Source organism: Rhizobium changzhiense, from assembly GCF_013087625.1.
In the GTDB taxonomy this organism is placed as follows: Bacteria; Pseudomonadota; Alphaproteobacteria; order Rhizobiales; family Rhizobiaceae; genus Rhizobium; species Rhizobium sophorae.
This window is the reverse complement of sequence record NZ_JABFCQ010000001.1, coordinates 1,845,062-1,868,421: the sequence shown is the minus strand read 5'-3', so window position 1 is coordinate 1,868,421 and position 23,360 is coordinate 1,845,062. Positions and strand designations below refer to the sequence as shown.

The 23,360-nt window shown below is 59.5% G+C and carries 15 protein-coding genes, 1 tRNA gene and 1 pseudogene; 8 read left to right on the top strand and 9 right to left on the bottom strand.

What is annotated here, in order from left to right; all coding sequences use genetic code 11:
* Positions 1-18 precede the first annotated feature (18 nt).
* Positions 19-95: transfer RNA gene (locus G9X68_RS09345), tRNA-Met, on the top strand.
* A 95-nt stretch (positions 96-190) separates the two neighbouring features.
* Here the strand turns inward: G9X68_RS09345 and G9X68_RS09340 are convergent.
* From G9X68_RS09340 to G9X68_RS09310, 7 genes and pseudogenes are all read right to left on the bottom strand, one after another.
* Positions 191-3,572: pseudogene (locus G9X68_RS09340) on the bottom strand (DEAD/DEAH box helicase).
* A gap of 133 nt (positions 3,573-3,705) precedes the next feature.
* A complete protein-coding gene (locus tag G9X68_RS09335; protein WP_171602117.1) occupies positions 3,706-5,358 on the bottom strand; it encodes a GNAT family N-acetyltransferase in 1,653 nt (550 codons plus the stop codon).
* A gap of 270 nt (positions 5,359-5,628) precedes the next feature.
* Positions 5,629-6,120 (bottom strand): hypothetical protein, encoded by a 492-nt coding sequence (locus G9X68_RS09330; protein ID WP_168313615.1) that lies wholly within the window; start codon positions 6,118-6,120, stop codon positions 5,629-5,631.
* Positions 6,121-6,240: 120 nt separating this feature from the next.
* Complete coding sequence (locus G9X68_RS09325; protein WP_171602115.1) at positions 6,241-7,590, bottom strand: HlyD family type I secretion periplasmic adaptor subunit; 1,350 nt, start codon at positions 7,588-7,590, stop codon at positions 6,241-6,243.
* A 5-nt stretch (positions 7,591-7,595) separates the two neighbouring features.
* Positions 7,596-9,893 (bottom strand): type I secretion system permease/ATPase, encoded by a 2,298-nt coding sequence (locus tag G9X68_RS09320; RefSeq protein WP_171602114.1) that lies wholly within the window; start codon positions 9,891-9,893, stop codon positions 7,596-7,598.
* A gap of 25 nt (positions 9,894-9,918) precedes the next feature.
* Positions 9,919-11,955 (bottom strand): hypothetical protein, encoded by a 2,037-nt coding sequence (locus G9X68_RS09315; RefSeq protein ID WP_171602113.1) that lies wholly within the window; start codon positions 11,953-11,955, stop codon positions 9,919-9,921.
* A gap of 142 nt (positions 11,956-12,097) precedes the next feature.
* Positions 12,098-13,051, bottom strand: coding sequence for a fibrinogen-binding protein (locus G9X68_RS09310; protein ID WP_171602112.1), 954 nt, complete (start codon positions 13,049-13,051; stop codon positions 12,098-12,100).
* A gap of 831 nt (positions 13,052-13,882) precedes the next feature.
* Here G9X68_RS09310 and G9X68_RS09305 point away from each other — a divergent pair.
* On the top strand, positions 13,883-14,665 hold the full coding sequence (locus G9X68_RS09305) for a helix-turn-helix transcriptional regulator (RefSeq protein ID WP_171602111.1): 783 nt from the start codon (positions 13,883-13,885) through the stop codon (positions 14,663-14,665).
* 15 nt (positions 14,666-14,680) lie between these two features.
* On the opposite strand, the gene G9X68_RS09300 is transcribed toward G9X68_RS09305, so the two are convergent.
* A complete protein-coding gene (locus tag G9X68_RS09300) occupies positions 14,681-15,001 on the bottom strand; it encodes a hypothetical protein (RefSeq protein WP_171602110.1) in 321 nt (106 codons plus the stop codon).
* 385 nt (positions 15,002-15,386) lie between these two features.
* Here G9X68_RS09300 and G9X68_RS09295 point away from each other — a divergent pair, with 385 nt between their 5' ends.
* From G9X68_RS09295 to G9X68_RS09275, 5 genes are read left to right on the top strand one after another with little or no spacing between them, the layout of a single operon-like run.
* Positions 15,387-16,409, top strand: coding sequence for a UDP-glucuronic acid decarboxylase family protein (locus G9X68_RS09295; RefSeq protein ID WP_171602109.1), 1,023 nt, complete (start codon positions 15,387-15,389; stop codon positions 16,407-16,409).
* A 1-nt stretch (position 16,410) separates the two neighbouring features.
* Positions 16,411-17,394 (top strand): UDP-glucose 4-epimerase GalE, encoded by a 984-nt coding sequence (gene galE / locus G9X68_RS09290; protein ID WP_171602108.1) that lies wholly within the window; start codon positions 16,411-16,413, stop codon positions 17,392-17,394.
* Positions 17,391-19,262, top strand: coding sequence for a glycosyltransferase family 2 protein (locus tag G9X68_RS09285; RefSeq protein WP_171602107.1), 1,872 nt, complete (start codon positions 17,391-17,393; stop codon positions 19,260-19,262). Before galE ends, G9X68_RS09285 begins: the two co-directional genes overlap by 4 nt.
* Before the next feature lie 38 nt (positions 19,263-19,300).
* Positions 19,301-19,822, top strand: a complete 522-nt coding sequence (locus G9X68_RS09280; RefSeq protein ID WP_171602106.1) for a DUF995 domain-containing protein — start codon at positions 19,301-19,303, stop codon at positions 19,820-19,822.
* Between the two features lie 3 nt (positions 19,823-19,825).
* Positions 19,826-20,794: a glycosyl hydrolase gene (locus G9X68_RS09275; RefSeq protein WP_171602105.1), complete on the top strand. Its 969-nt coding sequence runs from the start codon at positions 19,826-19,828 to the stop codon at positions 20,792-20,794.
* Between the two features lie 64 nt (positions 20,795-20,858).
* Here the strand turns inward: G9X68_RS09275 and G9X68_RS09270 are convergent, their stop codons facing one another.
* Positions 20,859-22,145, bottom strand: a complete 1,287-nt coding sequence (locus G9X68_RS09270; protein WP_171602104.1) for an ABC transporter substrate-binding protein — start codon at positions 22,143-22,145, stop codon at positions 20,859-20,861.
* A gap of 145 nt (positions 22,146-22,290) precedes the next feature.
* Here G9X68_RS09270 and G9X68_RS09265 point away from each other — a divergent pair, with 145 nt between their 5' ends.
* Positions 22,291-23,310 carry a LacI family DNA-binding transcriptional regulator gene (locus G9X68_RS09265; protein WP_171602103.1) on the top strand — a complete coding sequence of 340 codons (1,020 nt, stop codon included), beginning with the start codon at positions 22,291-22,293 and terminating at the stop codon, positions 23,308-23,310.
* Positions 23,311-23,360: the final 50 nt, after the last annotated feature.

Below are 23,360 nucleotides of genomic sequence, written 5' to 3'. Positions count from 1 at the left end.
CAACGATTTGCCAAATGGCGCGGGGTGGAGCAGCCCGGTAGCTCGTCAGGCTCATAACCTGAAGGCCGCAGGTTCAAATCCTGCCCCCGCAACCAAATTCCAAATAGACCACCATAGACACAAACACAAAAAGCCCGCCTCGTGCGCGCTTTTTGAATTAAGCCAAGGCTTCATCGCGCAGATTCGATCCTCAGCCCAATCCGTTCCGGGCCAGGAAGTCCGCTGCCTGCATTGTGTCCAAGGCGCCGCCGGCCGTCTCTCTGAAGTAAGGCAGGCCTTGCCAGAGGTTGCGATCGCCGACGATATAGAATCGCCGCTGGGCGCGGGTGAGGGCGACGTTCAAGAGGTTTGGCTTCGATGCGGCCCAGCTCGCCGCCCCGTGATGGTCGGCATCGGCGCCGAGCACCATGAAAACGATGTCTTCCTCCTTGCCCTGGATGGTATGCACCGTGCCGATCCGTTCTTGCAACCATTTCGATAGTCTCGCTGGAGACGAGCGCGTGTTTCCGTTCCAATCACCCCATGCTGCATGGGCCAGAGCCTGCCTCAGACTGTTCTTGATCTCCTTGAACGGCGAAATGATATAGAGATCCGGCAATTCGCCGTCCCGGCGATAAGTGGCAGTGAGGAGATCGACAATGAAACCCGTCTGTTCTGGAACGGCCTGTTTGCCGGACACCCTTCCCCTGACGTCGATCCAGGCGCTGTCGCCATAAAACGGTGGAGCGTCGCCGGCCGGCGCTCTTCCAGCCCGAAGACCATCTTGTTCTGATAGGCGATCTGGTTGGCAAGACTGAACATCGGGTCGATGCAGCGACGATGGACCCTGAGGGGGCTGCCGATCCAGAGCCCGTCCGCTTCCTCGCCCTGTATGGTCGTTCCATAGCGGTTGGCCGCATCGGCCAGCATCTGCACCGACGCCCTGTTCGGCGAATATTGTCCAGTCGCCGTGTGAGGCGAGAGCGCCGAGGTGGCGGTGATCAGCGCGCTGGGAAGCGTGAAGACCGGTTCGATCTGCTGGGGATCGCCGATCACCATGACGCGGCGCGCCCGCAACAAGGCCCCGACGGCCGCTTGCGGCACCGCCTGACCGGCTTCATCGATGAAGACCCAGCCGATCGACCCGGCTTCGAGACCGCGGAACTGCCGGGCAAAGGAGGCAAACGTCGTCGACACGATCGGAACGATCATGAAAAGGCTCTGCCAGATCAACGCAATCTGCTGGCTGTCGGCGGGACCGTTGTTGGAAAGCAGTTTGTTGATGGCGACGATGTTTCCGCCCAAACCTCCGCCCTTCTGGCCAACATCCGCCAGCCGCGCTTCCTGCAGCGTCAACGCTGCTTGAAGCAATGCCGAACGCAGACCCGCCAGCTCGTCCTGATGCCACAGGCCGTCAATCTGGAAACGGTCGGTTTCGAGATCGGCGAGACGCGCGGGTATGGTGGGATGACCGAGAATCGTCCCGAGACGACCGAATTCTTCTCTCTTCCGGGACCAGATTTCCCGTTGTGATCTGAGCGCCCGTTCGGCCCGCTGATGTCCGCGCAGCGCCCGTTTTAGCGCAGGTCCATGAGTTTTTGCAAGATGACGCTCGCATTCCGCCAGTGCCTTGCGCAGTTCCAGCTGCCCGCGCGCATTGGCGCCGACATCTTGCCGATGCTGCCGGGCAGGAGTGGTCGGCAACACTCTCTCCCACCAGGCAGGAGCGCTGCGGTCGAGCAACTGTTCCTCCTCCTTCAGATGAGACAAACCTTCCCTGATACGAAGTATTTCGGCTTGGACCATGTCGCATCTGGCCTGCGCTTGCCGAAATTCGCTTTCGGCTGCCCTGACCCCTTCAAGGGCCTCGCGGCAGAAGGTATCCTGCGAAACCAGGGCGATTTCGTCATAGAGATCGGCATAGCGTGCACATTGGCCGATCTTGTCGCGGACCGCGCCGTCGGCGGCGTGAAAAGCCGCCGACGCTTCGGCAAAGGTCGGGCCTTCATAGCTTTTCAGCCATTCCCAAATGGTCTGTGGCTTGTCACTGCCGGACCAGCCGGGCTTCGGCCTATCGGCGATCTCCATGAAGGCAAAACGTTCCTTGAAGGCTCGGCGGTTCCTGAAGTTGCCGAGCGCACAAGCGATCAGCCCCCATGGGCGGTCGTCGTCGGAGAGCTTGACGGTGGCACCATTGTCCTTCTGGCAAGCGATCTTGTGTGCGATGGTCTGCAGATATTGGAATAAGACGTGTCCGCGATCGCGCTCCGCTTCGGAAGGTCGCGCGAGATATTCTCCACGGCGGCGTTGTTGGAGGAGGCGACGACCATTTCGAATCCTGCCAGGGCCGGGATCAGCGCCGACATCGAGCTCGTGCTCCGGTCCGCGAAAGTGACGCGGCGCGCCGAACCGCCAAAGGCATCGCGCGCCGTCTTCAAGGAAGAGAGCACCCGGGCGCGCCGAACGATATTATCCGCGAACATGTCGCGAAGCAGGGTCGTCTTTCCCGTCCCTGGCGGGCCGTTGACCGAGGACAGTCCTGCTTCCGAAAGGTCGCCAATCGCCGAACTGATCGCGAACTGCTGCATGAGGCTCATTGCGTGGTGAGGTTCGCTGAGCCAACGCCCGCGGTTGAGATTGCCTGGATGCAAGGCCCGGACGATCGCCCGGCGCCCATCCTCGGAGTAGAGGTCGATCCGCTTCTCCTGCGCCAGCGGAGTGAGATATTGCCTGAGCGCCTTGGGGATATCGCCGTGTTTTAATCCCATCATCGCCTGCTCGATGTCCTCGATGAAGAAGCTGTTCAGGATCCCGATCTCTTCTTCGGTGTTTGCACTCTCGTCCTCTTCGTCGTCGGCATCGGGCACATTGCTTTCCTGCGGTGGCGGCAGGGAGAGCACCTCGGGTTTTTCCACCCTGTCTCGATAGCGTATTTCGACGGCGGCGATGGGCTTTTCCTGGCGCGAAGCAAAGCCGGCCCAATCGCAGAGCAATTCATGCAGCGTCAGGATCTCGCCGGCGTCGATCGGCTGATCGTCCGTGTCCTCGGAAGATGAAGATCTCAGATGCCGCTGCGCCCGAAAGTTTTGGAGTAGTTCCGACAGCTGCCGCTTGCTGTCGGCAAATGCCTCGTGGCTGAGCGAGGAGAGGCCGGATTTGCGCACCCGCCCCAAAGCCCATGGCAGCGTCGAAACGGAAAACGTTTCGAACATCGGCTGTCCCAAGGGGGAGAGCTGCAGGCTGGCAAAGGCAGGTATCGCCGTCGAGGTCGCCGCGTTCGGCATCCTCATATTCGGCGATATCGGCCGCAACGCTGTCGAAATGCCTGCGGATGTCGGCAATTTCCGATTTGCTGAAAACGCCGAGGAACAGGGTAAAACCCGTGGTCTGCTTCTCCTCGGGGATCGCTGGACGGCTGAGTGCGGCACCGTCATCCTCAAGTGTCTTCTCGCATGCAGCCAGAAAACAGTTCGGCCTGCAGCTGCGACAACACGGCTGGAGAGATCGTAAGGAATGAAGAACTCGATCTTGTGCCAGAAATCGAGAATGGCGAGAAGCCGTTCCCTTTCGGCGCCATCTGCATTGGTCTGCATGAGTTCTCACTGAGGAGTTGCAAAAATAGGCTCGCGCTTGTTTTAACAACGATCTCAGCTCAAAATCAAAGACCATGGCGACTGCGCGTCCTGGAACCGCCGGACCGCATTTCCGCACCATGGCAAAACCGCGTCAATGCAGACGCGGCCGGCGTCGTTCGCTGAGCTGCCGCCCCCGGCTCCAGCGGGCGATGGTCTCCGGCACGACATCCGTCTTGCGAGGGGCGGGCTCCGCACTCATGCGGATTCGTTCGAGCGCGACACCCGCCTTGGCGGCATAATCGAGCGAGGTCGGATCGTCCGAATGCACGTCCTGGATCGCGGCGAAGATGGCCTCCGCCTCGGCCAGACGTTTGCTGGCCGCCAGGGCGATACCGCGCTTGTAATGTGCCTGGCTGAGATGCGGCCCGATCTCGCCGACCCGGCGGAAAGTCTCGGCGGCCTGGTCGTATTGATGCAGGGCAAGCTGCGTGTCGCCAAGCCGCATCTGGATCGGTGTCGGATCGGGCGCTCGCTCGATGAGAGCCTTGTAGGCAGCCAGTGCCTCCGTCAGCTTTCCTCGGTCGAACAGCAGATTGGCGAGCCCGAATTCCGCGCCGGTATGGCCGGGAGCAGATTGCAGGACCTGGTTGAAAGCGATCTCCGCCTTGCTGCGGGCGCCGTTGCGGTACATGTCGAGCGCCTGTTCATAGACGAAACGAACGCTGCGCGGATTGAGCACGCCATGCAGATTCTGGCCGTTGCGGGTGCGGAACAGCGTGCAGCTGATCCGCCGTTCCTCCACCCCGAACATATATTTGTAGGGTTCGTTTCCGCGCAGGAAATCATAGGTCTTGAAGCCGTGCTCGATCGCCCGCCGGATGCAGTAGCCATGCAGGATGAGGCCGGGAGACGGCGTCTTCCAGTTCTCGTCGCGGCCGGTGATATAAAAGAGGATCGCCTTCTTCTGCCGGTCGAGGATATTGGCCAGCGCGCCGAGCGGCTGGTCGCCATGCCAAAACACCGGCACCTCGAGATTGCCGCTGTTGAAACAGTCCATCAGCATTTCGCGTGTGGTGATGATCAGCCGTTCGGTCCGCTCCGTGCCTTTGCGGGCACTCCACTTGATCCGCCAGAGATTGAAGAGGATGTCCAAGTCCCGATCGATGGTCTCGGCGGTTGCCATCGTGATCCGGTAAATATCATCGCCTTCGACCTTGCGCAGGAAGCGCCGGAGCTTTTGGCGCGTCTGGCTGCTCATGCGCTGTTCGAGATAGTCGTCGAAGCTTGCCGGCAGCGGGACGATCGGGCAGATCGTATTGTCGATATTCTCGCTGTTCTTGGGTGAGCTGTCGCGAAACATCACCTCCGGTCCTTGCAGCGCCTCGATCATCTTCTCGCGCCGGCGGGCAGGACCGCTGAAATATTCGAGCTTCAGTTCCGTCCAGTTCTGATGTTTGAGAAACGAAGCAAAGCCGGCAATGGCGTGATGCTCGTAATTCGGTCTGGCGATGAAGCCGGTATAATCGGCCGCGAAATTCCCGGCCATGATGATCTCGTCGTAGAAGAGCCCGGTCTTCTCGTTCAGATGCGTGATGAGGCGCAGCGGAAAGAAGGCGACATAGGGTGCTTCGGGATCGCGTTCGCGAAGGGCGAGGATGAACCAGCGGCGTCGGCGGGAGAGATAGTTCTTCAACCAGATCCAGGAGAGGAAATGTTGCGCGCCGGGATCTTCCAGGAAGACCTGATCCCAGTTCTCGCGTACCGCCTCAAACCCCGCAACGGTGTCGATGATATCTATGCGCATGTCCGCCCCCAAATACCCCATACGTCACTCGGGAGGCTTCATTCTAATGGGAAACACCGATCTTCAAATAAACCGTCCGGATGATTTAAGTGGCCTAAATGGGATTAGTCCTGAGCCGGCGCATAACCCAAAATCGCAATCGGTTTTGGTGAAAATTATGCACGGATTCAAAGCGATAGAGCACAACGGGTCCTGAAGGATGCTGTGTTTCAATGGACCTCGCCCGAAAGTGTGCAGCGGTTTTAAGAACCTCCATACATAAGGATTAGGTCAGAGTTCGCCGGAGATCTGCGGGCTCGCATGGATGAAGGCCCAGAGCGTCCGGCTGATGGCGACGATCTCGGCGATCGACTTTTCGAGAAGGTCGATCTCGCGGGCGTCCATCTGTTCGATCTTGCCGTAGCGGATCTGCTTGTCGTCCTCGACCAGCCGCATCAGCTGCGTACTGGAAATCTCTCCCTTTTCGTCGAAGGAATAGATGCAGTGATTGTACTTGTTGCGGACCTTGGACTCCTTCTTCAGCCGCGACATGGCTGAAAGGATCGCCTTGCGGTCGGAAGGGGAGGTCGAAGCGAGCTTGGACAGCCGTTCGATGAGATCGATCCGGGCGCGCGTGGTGTTGAGCGTCAGGAACACGACGATTGCCGCATCCTTTTCGACCCGGAGAAGATGGGCGATGATGTAGATCAGCAGGCTTTCGGTGTTCGTCCAGACATAATTGAGGCGGCCGACCCGCAGCAGGACATCGGACATCGCCGCCATGCTTGACCCTTTCTCCCCGGAGGGGATCCATCCCTCGATGGGATGACGTGTGAACATTACATCAGAACAACGGGTAAGTCCGTCATATTTACCGGCTCGCCCGTGCCGGATCGTCAGCGATCAACGCTCCTTGAAAGCCCGGGACATGCTGTCGGTGATCGGTTTGCTCAGATATTCGAAGAAGGTGCGTTCCGACGTCTGAATCAGCACCTCGGCCGGCATGCCGGGAACGGGATGGAAATTGTGCACCCGCGCAATCTCGGAATCGGGTATTCCGACGCGGACGATATAGACGTCCTTGACCGAAGCTCCCGAATTCTCCTCGATCGAATCGGCTGAGACGTAGAAGACCTTGCCCTGCAGAACAGGGGTCGTGCGCCGGTCGAGCGCCGTGAGGCGGATCGAGGCCGTTTCTCCCTCATGCAACTGATCGATCGAGGTGCGCAGCACCTGCGCTTCCAGGATCAGCGGTACATGCGCCGGCAGGATCTCCATGATCGGCTTTCCTGTCGTGATGACACCGCCGGCTGTGTGAAAATAGGAGCGCACCACCGTGCCTGACACCGGCGAACGGATAGTGGTGCGTTCGAGCACGCCGGCGGCCTCGCGCATTTGTTCGCGCACACTGTCCAGATCGGTTTCGGCGGTCTCGAGCGCATCGAGTGCCGCCTGCTTGTTGGAGTTGACGGCGATGACCGCTTCCTGGCGGAATTTGGCGATCTCCGCCTCGCTCTCGTTGAGCTCGCCATTCAGTCGAGCAATGTCGCCCATCGCATCGGCGATCGCCCGCTCGATTGCCAGCAGATCCGTCTTGCGCATATAACCGACCTTAACCAGCCGAGCCTTGGAGTCGCGTTCCTCGGTCAGCAGCGACAGCTGCCTTTCGAAGGATTCTCGCTGGCCCCTATAGCCGGCGAACCGGAATTCGAGCGATGCGATGTTCTTCCCGATCAGATTGAGCTGCTCTTCAAGCTTGATCTGCTTGCTGTGGAAGACGACGTTCTGGCTCTGGATGATCGCGTTGATGTCGGGATCGCTGGCCTCCTTCGTCACGATATCGGGAAGCTGGAATTCGCGCAGGCCCTGCGCTTCGGCACGGAGCCTGGCGACGACGGCTTCCAGGCGTAGGCGGCGAAGCTGCAGCATTCTCTCGTTCGAGCGGGATGCTGTGGGATCGAGGGTCAGCAGGATGTCGCCTTCCTTGACCGTATCGCCTTCGCTGACGCGCATCTCCTTGATGATGCCGCCTTCCAGATGCTGGACGATCTTGTTATTGCCGGTTGCGACGAAACTTCCCTGCGCGATAACGGCTGAGGCGAGCGGCGCCGTCGCCGCCCAGAAGCCGAAGCCGCCGAACGACGTGAAGAGAACCGTCAGGCCGACGATGCTGTGCACACGGATCGAGCGCGGCACATCGCTATACCATTCGAGCTGCGCCGGACCGATTGTCTCCCGATTTTTCCGTCCCATGTCGTTCATCCCTCAATGCGCGGTGCTTGTTGACCGTTATTGCCGTTGTTCTTGGAAAGCGCCTGCAGTACCTCGATCCTCTCCCCGAACATGGCGACAGTGCCCTCCTTGAGCACGAGGATCTTGTCGACGCATTGGAGAAGAGCCGGGCGCTGGGTAATGGTGACGGTGGTGATACCTTGCTTCTTGGCGTGGATCAGCGCCTTGGCAAGTGCTGCCTCGCCCTGGGTATCGAGGTTTGAATTCGGCTCGTCGAGGACGACGAATTTGGGATTGCCGAAGAAGGCGCGGGCCAGCGCGATGCGCTGCTTCTGGCCGCCCGAAAGCGGGGCGCCGTCGGCCGCCACGATGGTTTCGTAGCCCTGCGGGAAGCCTGCGATGAGTTCGTGCACGTCGGCCAGCACCGCGGCCTCGTAGATCTGGTGATCGTCGACGTCGTCGCGCATGCGGCAGATATTGGCCTTGATCGTGCCGGGAAAGAGCTGCACGTCCTGCGGCAGATAGCCGATGCTTTCGCCGAACTGGCGCTGGTCCCAGTTGCGCAGATCCATCAGGTCGAGGCGCACATTTCCCGATGTCGGGACGATCGAGCCGACGAGCATCTTGCCGAGCGTCGTCTTGCCGGACCCGGAGTTACCGATGATCGCAAGCGATTCCCCCTTCCGGAGCGAGAAGGAGATGCCGTTGAGAATGACCTTCTTTTGCGGTGGCGGCACGAAGAGAATGCGTTCGACATCGAGCCGGCCTTCGGGATTGGGGAGACGCAGGCGCGGAAAGTTCAATGGGGAATTCAACAGTAGTCCCTTGATCCTGCTATAGGCGGCTGCCGACCGGTTGAACTGGTTCCAGCCTTCGATGGCGCCTTCGATTGGCGCCAGCGCGCGTCCTGAGATAATCGAGGCCGCAATCACCATGCCGCCCGTCAACTCGCCGGAGAGCGACAGATGCGCGCCCCAGCCGAGCAGGGCAACCTGGGTGATCATGCGGCAGGCCTTCGATATGCCGGAGAAGATGATGTTACGGTCCTGCGCCTCGACTTGCGATTTCAGCGATCCCGCCGTTTCCCGGCCCCACATCTTCACGGCCTCGGGGATCATCGCCATCGCGTTGATGATCTGCGAATTGCGCGACATGGAATCGAGATGGAAATTCGCCCGGCTGAGATAGCCGTTGGATTCGGCGAATTGGCGGGCGGTGAATTTTTGGTTCAGATAGGCGATGACGAAAAGCACCGCACAGCAGACCATGATGATGATGCCGAGATGCGGATGCACGAAATAGACGACGACCACGAAAAACGGCATCAGCGGCGCATCGAGAAACGCGATCAGCGTGCCTGATGTCAGGAAGCCGCGCAGCAGCTGCAGGTCCTGCAGCGTCTGATAATCCTTGCCGCTGCCATGCAGCGATGCCCTCGCCGCAGCGCTGAGGATCGGCGCGCCGAGCTGCACTTCGAGCTCCACTGCGGTGCGCATTAGGATGAAGCGACGCACCGAATCCATGAAGGCCTGCAGCAGCACGGCGCCGAGCACGGCAATCGAGAGCATGACGAGCGTGTCGATGGAGCGGCTTGTCAGCACCCGGTCGGATATCTGGAAGAGATAAAGCGGTATCGCCAGCAGAAGGACGTTGATGGCGACCGTAAACATCATGACGACCACCATGTTGCGTCGTACCGCCGCCATGCCGCGCGAGAGGCTGGCGGCGAAATTCACAGGCTCGCTGCGCTTGTGAAAACCGCCGCCACTTCCTCCGCCCCCGCCCCCGCCGCCCCCGGGATCGGAATCCTTGCCGTTTCCGCCGCCGCCGGTGCGCAGCCGCCTGTCGTTCTCTCTGATCGGACCGCTGTCGCCTTCGATGGTCTTGCCGAAAGGCATCGTCGGGCTCGATTTGAGCTCGGTCTTCTCTTTCGGCAGTTCGGGGGCCACCCGCGCTTCGATCTGCGGTGGGGCCGGCGCTTCCACCGGTTTTACTGTCGCCGGTGCCTGCACCGCCGCGACAGGAGGTGCCGTTTCCACTTTAGCTTCCGGCACCGCCGTCTTTTCCGGCGGGGGCGCCTGCGTTGCGCTTGCGCGTCCGATATCGGCAGCCTCGTTTGCCGCAGCTTTGGCTGTCTCCTTGCCGCCATCGGGAGACGAAGCAGCCGCACCGCTCAGCCTGCGAAGGTTCTCGACCGCCTCGTCGATCGCAGAGATGCAAAGATCGGTCATCTCCGCTTCCGAGGGCGCCGCGGAGGGAATATTGCCCGACCTCAGATCGAGGGCGCTGCCTGCCGCAAAGACTTGTTTCGAAATCTGGTTCATCGTGGTTCCTTCGCAATACTCAAGGTCACGCGACCATGGCTTGCATTACGTCGGCGGGATGCGTCGACGACCATGAAAAATCCTGCCCGGCATTGATGACGCCGTCACCACAATCGCAGCCTGCCGGATCGTCGTTGTCGAGAAAGGCGATGACCTCGTTGGCGAGCCTGTCGTCGGCCGGCTGCGGCTGTGTCGTGTCATGCTCCACCAGCCCGCCCTGAATGAGGATGGCGTCTGAATAGAGCTGGCCTGCCAGATAGGTCGTCTGGCCGAAACTGTCGTAGTCGACGATCTCGGCGATGTTGACGACCGCATTGCTGCCCGTGTCGATCGTAACCGTTGCATCGGGATTATTGTCGAGGAGCGTCGATGCCGCCTGGGTGACATCGTCGGAATCGCCGAGGATGCTGACCTGCTTTATGATTGTCATGTCATAGAGATTGCCGGTGATGTAGAGCACGTTCAGCCCGGCATATCCTTGGAAATTCGCATCGAACGACAGCCCCTCCGGCATATTGGGATCGCGATCTTCGATCGCCTTCTGCGTGTCGACCATGTAGTCGGGCATGGTCTCGAACGGGCCGCCCGTCCCGACATTGTGGATCGAGGCGAAATTCCAGATCAGGTTGTTGCCCGTTTGTATGTCGGCGCCGGGATCGAGGTCGCCCTCTGCCCGCACCCAGTCATTGTCGTAGAGCAGCGAGACCTGGGTGATGCTGTTGATATCGAGCACATTGCCGCCGATGATCACCAGATCATATTGCAGGCCCATCTGGAAAAAGGAAGAGAAATTGATCGAAGTATTGCCGCCCGTCAGAACCGTGGCTTCGGATCCCGAGGTGGTGACCGTCATCGTGTCGTTGTCGGTGACGAAGTGATACTGCTCGATCCACTGGACGAAGGAGACGTCGCCGTCGATGACGCTGACGCGCCAGCTGTTGGGGAACGTCGGATCGGCAGGATCGGGTTCGGCATAGCTCGATGCTTCGAAGGTGCTTTGTTCGAAAACGGCGATGTTCTTGGCGATCGTTCCGGCTTCCTCGGCCGAGTGACCGGATGAGCGCAGCGCCGAGGCGATCTCGTCATTGTCGCTGTAGACGAAGGCCTGGGAGACCGCGTCGATCTGATGATAGTTGCCCATGACGGCGGTGACCGACGCCATGACGCCGGTATGGATCACGGAGGTGACGTTGACGACGACGTTCGCACCGGCGGTCACCTCAAGGCTGTTGCCGCTGGGGTCGTTCTGCTCGACGGATGTTTGGGTATCGTCGGGCTCTTCCGGGAGCTTGGCGAGACCGCGATCGGGCAGGAAGTCGTCGAGGACCGGTATATCGGTCTCGGCCTTGCCGTTGATGTAGACCGTGTTGTTGACATCGGGGTCGAGGCGGACAAAATCATGCGTCGCGTCGGTGCCGAGCGAGGTTGCGCCGCTATCCTCGGTATTCTGGGCATTCTGGATATAGTTTTTGAGATCCTCGGCGATCTTCAGGGCACCATCATACGTATCGGTGCGGTGGAGGCTTGCAAAAGGCGTGAAGATCTCGGCCTTGGTGCTGAAATCCGCCAGCCGCTCGATGACGAAACTCGTGTCTCGAGGCGCATGGACGCCGTCCGTCATATCGAGATAGTCGTCGTCATAGAGGGCGTTGACCTGGAGGACATGACTGATCGCCGAACCAGGCCCGGCAAAGACTGTCAGTTCCGGCTCATCCGTGAACACAATATCCGTAGGATCGCCGAAATGCGGTAGCGAGATGTCCTTTCCGGCAATCGCCGCCAGCTTCTCGAGGCTCTCCTCGAAGACGCGGCCAAAATGGCGCGTCGGGCCAAATTCGATTTCGTAGCTGCCGCTTTTGTAAATGATGCCCGGATCGTAGTCCTTGAGCTGGAGATCGGAAGAGAAGGCGGCGGTAAAGGCATCCTGAACCGGCAGAGCCGGTCCATCCGCGCCCGGTCCTGCGCCTTCGGCATAGTTGGTGCGTAACCTCATCTCGTCGGTCGTCATCTCGAAGAGACCGATGAAGTGCGCAATGATTTCCGAAATCTTCTCGATATGCATGGTTCGGCCCTCCCATTCGAAATGACGATCGGCCTTGGAGGCACCCGCCGGGAGCCGTGGTGTGGTCGTCAAATCGTTTTCAAGCAGTCAAACTGCACCGGCTTGAGCCGGTGCAGTTCGTCTTGGTCGCTGGAGGTCAGTGTCAGGTGCCGGTATCCTCGCCGACGTCGGAGGCATGAGAATTGCCGCCGATGACGCTGGAGTCGACTGTGTTGCTGAGCAGGTTCGCACCCTGAACGAGCTCGAGGTGGAAGCCGGAATTGGCAAGGATCGCCGAAGCATCGGCCGCGCTCGAACCAGCGGCGTCGTCGCCGGCCTTGAGATCCCAGCCTTTGCCGTCCATCTCCATGCCTTCTGCGCTGTCGGCGGTGCCGCCATTGGCATTCAGGTGGTTCTGAGCGCCTGCATTGTCCATCTTGGTGTTCCAGGCGCTATCCTGGTCAGCCAGATGGTTCGCCTGGACGGCGCTGAAGCCGCTGTCATTGCCTCCGCCGGTCAGCGAATTGTTCAGGATGCTGTCGACGTCGAGCGTGAAGGAGAAGTCGTCCCCGAGGTTGAAGGTGAGGTCGTGTCCGGCAACGCCGAGGTTGGAGTCCTTGACGTCCTCGATGACGGCGAAGTCTGTGTCCGTCTTGTTGAAGCTGTCGGAGGTGTTGAAGCTGTCGGAGACCGTCTTCGTATCCGTCTCCGTCTCCGTAACGGTCTTGATATCGGTGTCGGTCACGGTCTTCGTGTCGGTGTCCGTGATCGTCTTGGTGTCGGTGTCGTTATCGCTGTACGACTTGCTGTCATAGCTCCAGTCGTAATCGGTCTTGGTGTCGGTATCGGTGATCGTCGTAGTCTTGGTGCTCGTATCGTCGTCCGACTTGTAGCTCCAGTCGTATTCGTTGTCTCGGTTGTCGCCGTTGTTGGCGGAGACATCGATCTCGGCCTTGACGTCCACGTCGACGCTGTTGTCTTTATTGTCGCGATTGTCGCCATTGGCGACGCCGACATAACCGGTCGAGCCGTCGTCGACTTCAGTTGAATTGACAGCGCTGTTGGCAAAGCCGTCGGCAAGCGCCCCGGCCTTCGTGATTTCGATATCGTCAGACATTCAAGTTCTCCAGAAAAAAACCGGAGCAGCTTTTCGAAATCCCTCTCATCTCAAATGGGATTTTACGCGCGCTCGCTCCGATGCGGTTAACATCGGCAGATGTATTCGATACTGATCATCTGCAGCTTCTTCGCGATTTGTTGATCAAACCGTTGGTATTGGGAGCGTACGTACTCAGTACAAGGCCGCACATATCCGGCTCCGAATCCTGAAAAGGATAGGGAGTAGTCAGGTGTTCTTTTCGTTGAGTTGCCCTATATGGAGGCCGTGTATCAAAAACGCATGCCGATACATGGCTTTTCCATGCCGCCACTTGGACGACGACCACAGAATGCTGGAAAGAATGTGGATCCGATAGATACCAATTCGGGCTAAGGCCGATTTGCCACGTCCGGCTAGCCCCTGTCGTTGGAGCGTTGAGACTTCTTCGGCCGGGGCGTCGCTAAGCTGCGAGAATCCAGGACTTCCGGCATTCGCCGCTGGGCTGAGGAGCAGCTTTCGACGTCTGCCTGCTCATATCCGACACTTCATGCATGACGAAAATATAACAACCTGTACTGAAATATTACATTCAGCTCTCATCTATAGTGAGCGCAAATATAGCCTCGAAGTATATATCGCAGTAAGAATGCAACCAATGCTTGGTATCGTATCGTTTTTAGTCCGCTAAAACTAATTATTTTGGGCCATTTCCTTCCTTCTCAATCCGTATTAACATAATTAAGAAATGTCTAAAAAATAAAGCGATGACATCCGGGGTCGGCATTTCTTACTATCTAATACCCGACATCGCACCAAGTTGAGTAAAGTGTAACGCTAGGGGAGGCGTATATGTTCATGACAGGCTCAGGAATGGAGAATGCGGACCAGGGAAGGAAGTTGAGTTCGTCCGGAGATACTATACTAGTGGTGGCCAAGGCGGATCTGTTTTCAGAATGCATGGTAGAAGCACTGGCAAAGAAATTTCCGAACTGTGAAGTGGCAAGCATAACGAGTACAAAGCCGATACTGGAAAAAGATGCCGGCGATCTGAAACTCGTTTTATTCTATCATATACCCGGCCCGGAGCTTCATGAAGCGCTGCAGGCTGCCCGCGAAAACCACCCTGAAACCTCGATCGGACTTGTCGTCGAAGCTATCGACATGCTCGAGCCCTATGTCAGCCGGCTGGTAGAAGCGCGGATCATCGATGGCGTCCTGCCACTCAACCTGCGGCTCGATGTCTTCATGGCTGCAGTGGATCTGCTGATGAAGGGCGGCGAACATTTTCCGTCAGCACTTCTTAATCGTCTTACCAACAAAAACGCCCAGCTGGAGCCTTCGCTCTATCAGACAAAATCGGTCGATGCGGCCCGCAGCAATGCGCTCAAGCTGAGACGCGACAGCATGTCCGCTTTGACCACCCGGGAGGTTCAGATCCTGGATCTCATATGCAAGGGCACGCAGAACAAGATCATTGCCGACAAGCTGCATCTTTCCGAAAATACCGTGAAGGTTCACGTCCGCAACATCTACAAGAAGATGAACGTCCGAAACCGCACGGAAGCTGCATCCCGTTTCTTCAACGAGCATCCCGCCGGTGATGACGATATGTCTGGCCGTTGGCGCAATTGATCTGACGCTTTTGCTTCAGATCGAGGGGCGCGCAAAGCAGCGCGATTTCTGTCCGAAGCCGCTTGGAGAGCAGATATAGGGCGCCGAGCCATGATAGGCTACGGTGCGGATCGTTGCCCCCGCCGGGCGCGCGGCCCGATTTGCCGGATAGGCATAGGCTTTGGAAACGCGCGGCGCCTCGACCACGGCGATATTCTTCTTCGCGACGACCGCGATATCGTCGCCGACGACCGTGCAGGCCGTCGGTCCGATCGCAAGAAGCGCCGTTCCCCAGGCAAACATCGCCGAGCGGATACGCCGGCCTTTCAGCTGCGCTGCATCTTGTTTTTTCAACATGCCAAAACCCCTCGCATATGGCGCTTCCGGATGCAAGACCGGCGGTGCAGTTGAGCTCGGCCAATCTCCCGCCTTCCCTTTTATATTAGCTGCATTGAGTGAAGCTTGAGCGGCAGGTGAAAGCTTTGTGGCGGAGAAGAGTTAAGTGTGATTAATCATTCGTTACTTTCAAGAATACTTGTGTAATTATTTTGGATACTAGAACGTTTTAAAGTTGACCTTCACGCTAATCGTCTTATTATTTGAGTAGTAAATCAGTTATCCCAAGAATAACTACAAGGTTATTCATATCTTAATAGGAGAGTTAACGAACATCCAGACGGATAGGGAAGACTTGAGGCGCATAAATAAATCAAAAGACTAAATACATGGGAAGGAGTTTGTAATGCGTAGTTTCGTTCCCAGCGAAGGCTATTCTGAAGTATCAGGCATACCGGTAGCGCAAGCGTTGCGCACCGTTCTTGTGAATGGCGGGGGAGGTTTCCTCGGTTCACATCTCTGCGAGAGGCTTCTGCAGCGCGGCCATCGTGTCATATGCCTCGATAATTTTTCCACCGGCCGCCGTGCGAATGTCGATCACCTTGCGTCGAACACTCACTTCCACATCGTCGAGCATGATGTTCGCCAGCCCTTCGACATCGAAGCGTCGCTTATCTTCAATTTCGCCTCTCCGGCCTCTCCGCCCGACTATCAGCGGGATCCTGTGGGAACGCTGCTCACCAACGTGCTCGGCGCCGTCAACACGCTGGATTGTGCGCGAAAGACCGGTGCGATCGTCGTTCAGTCGTCGACGTCGGAGGTTTATGGCGACCCGATCCACACTCCGCAGCACGAATCCTATTGCGGCAATGTCAACCAGATCGGGCCGCGCGGCTGCTACGACGAGGGCAAGCGCAGCGCCGAAACCCTGTTTTTCGACTATCACAGGACTTATGGCGTCGACATCAAGGTCGGCCGCATCTTCAACACCTATGGACCGCGCATGCGCCTGGACGACGGGCGGGTGGTTTCCAACTTCATCGTGCAGGCCCTGCGCAACGCGGATCTGACGATCTATGGCGATGGTCAGCAGACCCGTTCTTTCTGCTATGTCGACGATCTCATCGAAGGTTTCCTGCGTTTTTCGGCTGCCGGCAGCGCCTGCAACGGCCCGATCAACCTCGGCAATCCAGCCGAAATGACCGTTCGGCGCCTGGCGGAAGTCATCCGGAACCTGACGAACTCGCGTTCCCGGATCGTCCACCTGCCTGCGGTCACCGACGACCCCCGTCAGCGGCGGCCGGATATTTCCCGGGCCATGGCCGAGCTGGGCTGGCAGCCCCGCATCGGGCTCGAAACCGGCTTGGCTCGCACCGTCGACTATTTCGACGGACTGCTCGCCGGCACAGAGAAGGCGGAGGTCGTATGAGATGCCCCGCTACATTCTCGTCACCGGCGGCGCCGGTTTCATAGGCAGTCATATCTGCAAAGCGCTGTCGCGCGCCGGCATGATCCCGGTTACCTACGATAATCTCTCGACGGGACATGCCGACAGTGTCCGCTGGGGGCCGCTCATCCGGGCGGAACTTGCCGATGCAGCCACGCTGCGCCGGACTCTTGAGGAGTTTTCGCCCGATTGCGTCATCCATTGTGGCGCCAATGCCTATGTCGGCGAATCCGTCGACATGCCCAGGAAATATTATCGGAACAACGTCGTCGGCAGTCTGACGCTGCTCGAGGCCTGCCTCGATCAGGATATCGACCGGATCGTCTTTTCGAGCAGCTGCGCCACTTATGGCGTTCCCACCTCGCTGCCGATACGGGAGGAAAGCCCGCAACACCCGGTCAATCCCTATGGGCGCACCAAGCTGATCTTCGAAATGGCGCTGGAGGATTTTGCCGCTGCCTACGGCATCCGCTTCGCCGCACTGCGTTATTTCAATGCGGCCGGAGCAGACCCAGACGGCGAGCTCGCCGAGCGTCATCACCCCGAGACCCATCTCATCCCGCGCGCCCTTCTCGCCGCCGCCGGCAGGCTGGAGCGGCTCGATATCTTCGGCACCGATTATGCGACCGAGGACGGAACCTGTGTTCGCGACTATATTCATGTCAGCGATCTCGCGCAGGCCCATCTCGCCGCCGTCAATCATCTCTTGGCGGACGGCGGCTCGCTCAGCGTCAATCTCGGCTCCGGCCGGGGCACCTCGGTGCGCGAGATTCTCGAGGCGATCCATCGCGCCAGCGGCCGCGAAGTCCCCGTCCGTTATCGCTCCCGCCGCGCCGGCGATCCGCCGATCCTCTTTGCCAATACCGCAAGGGCGAAAGCGGAACTCGGCTTCGCGCCGGTTTTCTCGGATATCGATACGATCATCCGCACCGCCGGTCCCACCTTCGGACTGGAGATGACGGCATGAGCGACGCTTCGCAAATCGGCCACGGCGTCGGGATGGCGAAAGCCGCTACCGCGGCTGATGCATTCGATCCTGTTTTCACCGGCTGGAACCGGGTCGCCTATGGCTTCGGCATCCTCTGCTGGCTGACGGCACTCGGCTATTTCTGGATCTGGTGGTGCCAGTCCGCCCATATCATTTCCTGGGCCGCCTTCGTGCTCATCACCCTCGTGCTTGCCTGGATAACGCTCGTGCCGGCCTATTTTATTCTGATTTTCCTCGATGCCAGGACGGTCAGCCCTCGCGCGCGGCTGCCGGAAGGGCGGGTGGCTATGGTCGTCACCAAGGCGCCGTCCGAGCCCTTCGCCGTCGTCCGCACCACGCTGCAGGCAATGCTTGACCAGATCGGCGTCGATTTCGATGTCTGGCTCGCCGACGAGGACCCCTCGGAGGAAACCAGGCGCTGGTGTGCGGCGCACGGCGTGCTGATCTCTAGCCGAAAGGGTGTGGCGGAGTATCATCGCACCACCTGGCCGCGCCGGACGCGTTGCAAGGAAGGCAACCTCGCCTATTTCTATGACCACTTCGGCTATGCGCGCTACGATTTCGTCGCCCAGTTCGATGCCGACCATGTGCCGACGCCGACCTACCTCCGTGAAGTTCTGCGCCCCTTCGCCGATCCTGAGATCGGCTATGTATCCGCTCCGAGCATTTGCGATGCCAATGCCGGGACAAGCTGGGCGGCGCGTGGCAGGCTCTATGCGGAGGCAAGCCTGCATGGTTCGCTGCAGACGGGTTACAATAATGGCTGGGCGCCTCTTTGCATCGGCTCCCATTATGCGGTCCGCACCGCCGCCCTTCGTCAGATCGGCGGCCTCGGCCCGGAACTTGCGGAAGACCATTCGACGACGCTGATGATGAATGCCGGCGGCTGGCGTGGCGTGCATGCCGTCAATGCGATCGCGCATGGCGACGGACCGGCGAATTTCACCGACCTCGTCGTCCAGGAATTTCAGTGGTCGCGCAGCCTGGTCACCATTCTGTTGCAGCATTCGCGCCGCCACATCATGCACCTGCCCTGGCGGCTGAGGTTCCAGTTCGTGTTCTCGCAGCTCTGGTACCCGCTCTTTTCCGCCTTCATGGCCATGATGTTCCTGCTGCCCGTTGCCGCGCTGCTGACGGGCCGTGTCTTCGTCAATGTCACCTATCCTGACTTCCTGCTGCATTTCGTGCCGATGTCGATTGTCTTGACACTGTTTGCCTTCTTCTGGCGGGCAACGGCAACCTTCAGGCCGCACAATGCGAAACTGCTCGGCTGGGAAGGGCTTGCCTTCATCTTTCTGCGCTGGCCATGGTCGCTCGCCGGCAGCCTTGCCGCTGTTCGCGACCATATCTCCGGCTCCTTCGTCGATTTCCGCATCACGCCGAAGGGAAGGCAGCAGCAGCGGTCTTTGCCTCTGCGCGTCATCGCGCCCTATATCGGGCTCGCCGGCCTTTCCGCCGCCGCAATGATGTTTGCGACCGATGCCGCGGCCGCCCAGGGTTTTTATGTTTTCGCCATGATCAACCTCTCGGTCTACCTGTCGCTGACGGTACTGATCGTCGTTCGCCATGCGGTCGAAAACGATCTGCCGCGGCTGCCGCAATCGCGCGGGCTGTGGCTTGCGACAGCCACCGGGCTTGCGATTTTTGTCGCCGGCGGCACGCAGGCGGGGAACCACGGCCTGCGCGGCCTCGAAGCTCTTTCGCACGGCCAGACGTTCGTCAGTTTCACCGAAACGCAATTTGCCGTGGCCGGCGCCGGCCTCGGCGGCGGCAAGACCAGGATCGTGAAATTCCACCTGAGATGGAATGGTTTCGGCAGAACCGGCCGAGACGAACAGGGTGCGTGAGCCGGCGGAACCGGCAAGTGTCGAGTATGGAGGAAGTAATGAGTATCGGATCGAGACTATGGGGAGCAGCGCTTGCTCTCAGCCTGTGCTTGCCGGTGGCAGGGCACGGCGCCGAGGTCGCCAAAAAAAAGACGCCGACGCCGCTCAGCGCCTATGAGCTCTATCGGATCTACGGCGACAAGACCTGGACCTGGAACACCGGCGGCGGCCGCTTCTTCGATGACGGCCGGCGGTTCGTCGCCTGGAGCAACGACAAGGGGAAGCCATCCTTTGCTGAAGGCAGATGGGTGGTCGACGATCTCGGTCAGCTCTGCATGCGCGCCACCTGGACGAATGCCGAGGGCGCGGCCCGCGCCAGCACCTGTTTCGGACATCGCAAGATCGGCAACACGATCTACCAGCGGCGCCAGCCGAACGGCGAATGGTATGTCTTCCGCCACGCATCGGTTCGTCAGGGTGATGAATTCCAGAAGCTTGTTCCCGCCGACACCGTGAGCGCGAAGGCAAGCGAAGTGAAGCAGATCCTGCTGAGCCAGGAAGTAGCCCGAAAAGGAGGGTGAGCCGTGAAGAAGCTGATGAAAAACCACCTCTCGACCGCCGCGATAGCGCTGCTGCTATTGTGTGTCGCGGATCTGCCGGGTCGAAGCGAGGTGCAATATGCCGGCATTGTCCCGAACCCGGCGGCGGCCGTGCGGACGATCATCGACAAACGCCCGATGCTTCATGCCGATGGCATCAAGTTCGGGGCCTACGATCCGCACGGCGATTTCGGCGCGCAGGCGAATGTCGCGACCGAAGCCTTGTTCCTGCCATGGGAGGACGTCGACCTCGAGACGTTGCGCGTCGCCGATGCCTATGCGCTGGCCAGAGGCCGCAACCTGCTGATCACCGTGGAGCCATGGTCCTGGGACGTCGATTGGCGGCTGACCTCCGCTGAGCTCCGTGCAAAGGTTTTGCGCGGCGACTACGATGTCAACATGCGTGCGATCACGCAGATGATATCCCAGCTGAAAAGCCCGGTGATCGTCCGCTGGGGGCAGGAGATGGAAGACAAGTCGGGGCGGTTTTCATGGTCCGGCTGGAGCCCGCAGGACTATATCACCGCCTACAAGCGGATGATGGATATCGTCCGCGAAGAGGCGCCCGGCGCAGAGATCATGTGGTCGCCGAAGGGAGAGCCTGGCCTCGAGGCCTATTATCCCGGCGACGATTATGTCGATCTCGTCGGACTGTCGGTCTTCGGCCTGCAGCGCTATGACGAGCTTGCCTACAATGAGCACCGGACGTTCTCGGAAGCGTTGAAGCAGGGCTATGATCTCGTCGCCGGCTACGGAAAGCCCGTCTGGGTGGCGGAACTCGGTTATGAAGGCGGCGACGCCTATATGAAGCCGTGGATCGAAACCGTCACGTTGAAGCAGAGCGCCTTCCCGAATCTGCAGGAAGTGGTCTATTTCAACGACCGGGATGTGCACGCCTGGCCCTTCAATCTCGGCCGGCCGGACTGGCGCGTGGTCAAAAGTCTGGCTAACTGATAGCCGGAAAACAGAAAGGCCCGCCGGGGTGTTGCGGGCCTCTCCTCTCATGTCCGGCGACCGATCATCCCTTGATCGTTGCCTTACCCTCTTCGATGAGCCGGGTTGCCGCATCGGCGGGCGAGACCCGTTCGAAGGCGAGCTCGTCACAAATGGGGCGCAGCACGCGCTGGTCGAACTGGGTTGCGCCCATCGGCACCGGTGGCGGATATTCGCCGACCTGATCCTTGAGCATGTTCACGTATTTGACCGTCTCCTGCTCCGTCGGGTTAAGCTGCGGCAGGATGGCTTCGCGCACGGTAGGCGACATTGGCACGCCGCGTTCCACACCGAGAATCTTGCCGGCTTCGGGATCGTTGACAAAAAAGCTGATGAACTTCGCGGCAGCTTCGCCCTGCTTGGTCGTCGCCCCCACACTCCAGATCAGTGCCGGACGGTAATAATGACCGGATGGACCGCCCTTCTTTTCACGCGGCAGCATGGTGATGCCTAGCTTGTTCTTGATGATCAGCTGATAGCCAATCATCTGGTTTGAATAGGCCATGCCGATCACCGATTTGCCGAGACCAAGCGCATTGGTGTCGATGGTGTTCTGATCGAGCGTCTGGACGTCGGCGGCGACGGTGCCGCCCGCCTTGCGCAGCTTCTCCCAGTAGTCGAACCATTCCCTGGCATCGTCGGCCGTGAAGCCGAGCCCAACACTTTCCTTGGCAAAGAGACTCTTGCCACGCTGGCGCAGCCAAGCATCGAACACATAGGCGTAGCGTGCCGCATAGGGGCCGCCGCTCTTGCCGGAGGACTTGGTGAGTTCTACGGCGAGCTTGGCATACTCATCCCAGGTGAGGTCGGGGGTCGGCAGAGGGATGCCCGCCTTTTCGAATTCGACTGTGTCGAAGAACATCGAGAAGGAGTTGAGCCCGAGGCCGACACCATAGAGCTTGCCGTCGATGGTGGTCAGTTTCAGCATGTCGGCGCCGAAGGACTGGACGTCCAGCGCGGAGGGGACGAATTCATCGAGTGGCAGGCAAGCGCCGCGCTTCGAATAGTCCGAGATTGTTCCTGGCTCGAGCTGGAAGATGTCGGCGATCGAGCGGCCGGCCATCTGCGTTGCGAGCTTTGTCCAGTAGCCGTCGCCCGAAAGCGATTCACCGACGATAGTGACGCCAGGCGATTTCGATTGATAGAGCTTGGCAACCTCGAGCGTACGCTTGGCGCGGTCGTTGGATCCCCACCACATGGCGCGCAGCTGTGCGTCTTCGGCAAGGGCCGGAATGGTGCTTCCGGCGCCGAAGGCGAGGCCGGCGGCCGCACCGGCAGAACCCATCAGGAATGAACGGCGATTGACCTGCATGATATCCTCCTTGTTCCAATATTTCCGGAGCCATCCTCCAATGGCATTGCCGGACATTTCAGCAAACAGAGTACGCAAAATAATTTTTATTGCAATAACCAACCATTTTCTTGCAAATTTGCATTACTTGCATAATGTTTGCCGTATGAACGACCAAAAAATCAGACGGCCGCGTCAGGCCGATATAGCCACATTGGCCGGCGTCTCGGTCTCCACAGTGTCACGCGTGCTCGCCAACGAACCTGGTATCAGCGAAAGCGTGCGCCGCCAGATATTGAAGGTGGCAGCCGAGAACGGCTATCCCGTCAAGCCCGCTTCCGAAGCCGTTGCGGGGGGGCTGGCGCTGATTGCCAGCGACGGCGTCACCGGCACTCTCAGCGTCTTTTATGAAGCAATCGTCGACGGCCTGCGTGTCGGCGCGGCCGAAGCGGGCATGCCTTTCGAAGTCCGGCTGGTCCGCGAGGATCGAACCACGCCGGACGCCGTGCGCGACTATATGCAGACCGCGAGCGCTGAAGGTCTCTTTCTCGTCGGTATCGATCCGAACGACATGTTGCGCGACTGGCTACAAGCCAGCGTGATCCCCACCGTTCTTGTCAACGGCACCGATCCGAGGATGCAGTTCGATGGCGTTTCGCCGGCTAATTTCTTTGGCGCCTATGAGGCGACCAGCCGGCTGATAAGAGCCGGCCATCGCCGCATCCTGCATTTGAGCGGCTCTCACCGCCATACGATCCGGGAGCGCGTGCGCGGTTTCGAGGCGGCGATCGCCGCCGTCGCCGGCGCCGAGGGCCGCCTCGTGTCCCTGGCCCTTCAAGGCAGCGCCAGCCGGGAGGCGCATGAACGCACGGCAGAAGCGCTTGCCGAGAATGCCGGTTTTACCGCCGCCTTCTGCATGAATGATTTCATCGCCGTCGGCGTGCTCGAGGCCGTCACCGAGGCCGGGCTGCGTGTGCCGGAGGATTTCGCGATTGTCGGCTTCGACGATCTACCCTGCGCGCTGATGACCAATCCGGCGCTTTCCACCATGCGTGTCGATCGAGCCGCCCTTGGGCGCGAAGCCGTTTTGCTGATGCTGTCCCGTTTCCGCAACAGGACGGCCTCGGCGCGCCACATCTGCCAGGCGGTCGTTCCCATTCCGGGAGGAACCGTTCCGAACACCTAGAACAGGATGATTTAGGCTGAGTCGGCCTAAAATCTGAATCCTGTTCTAAA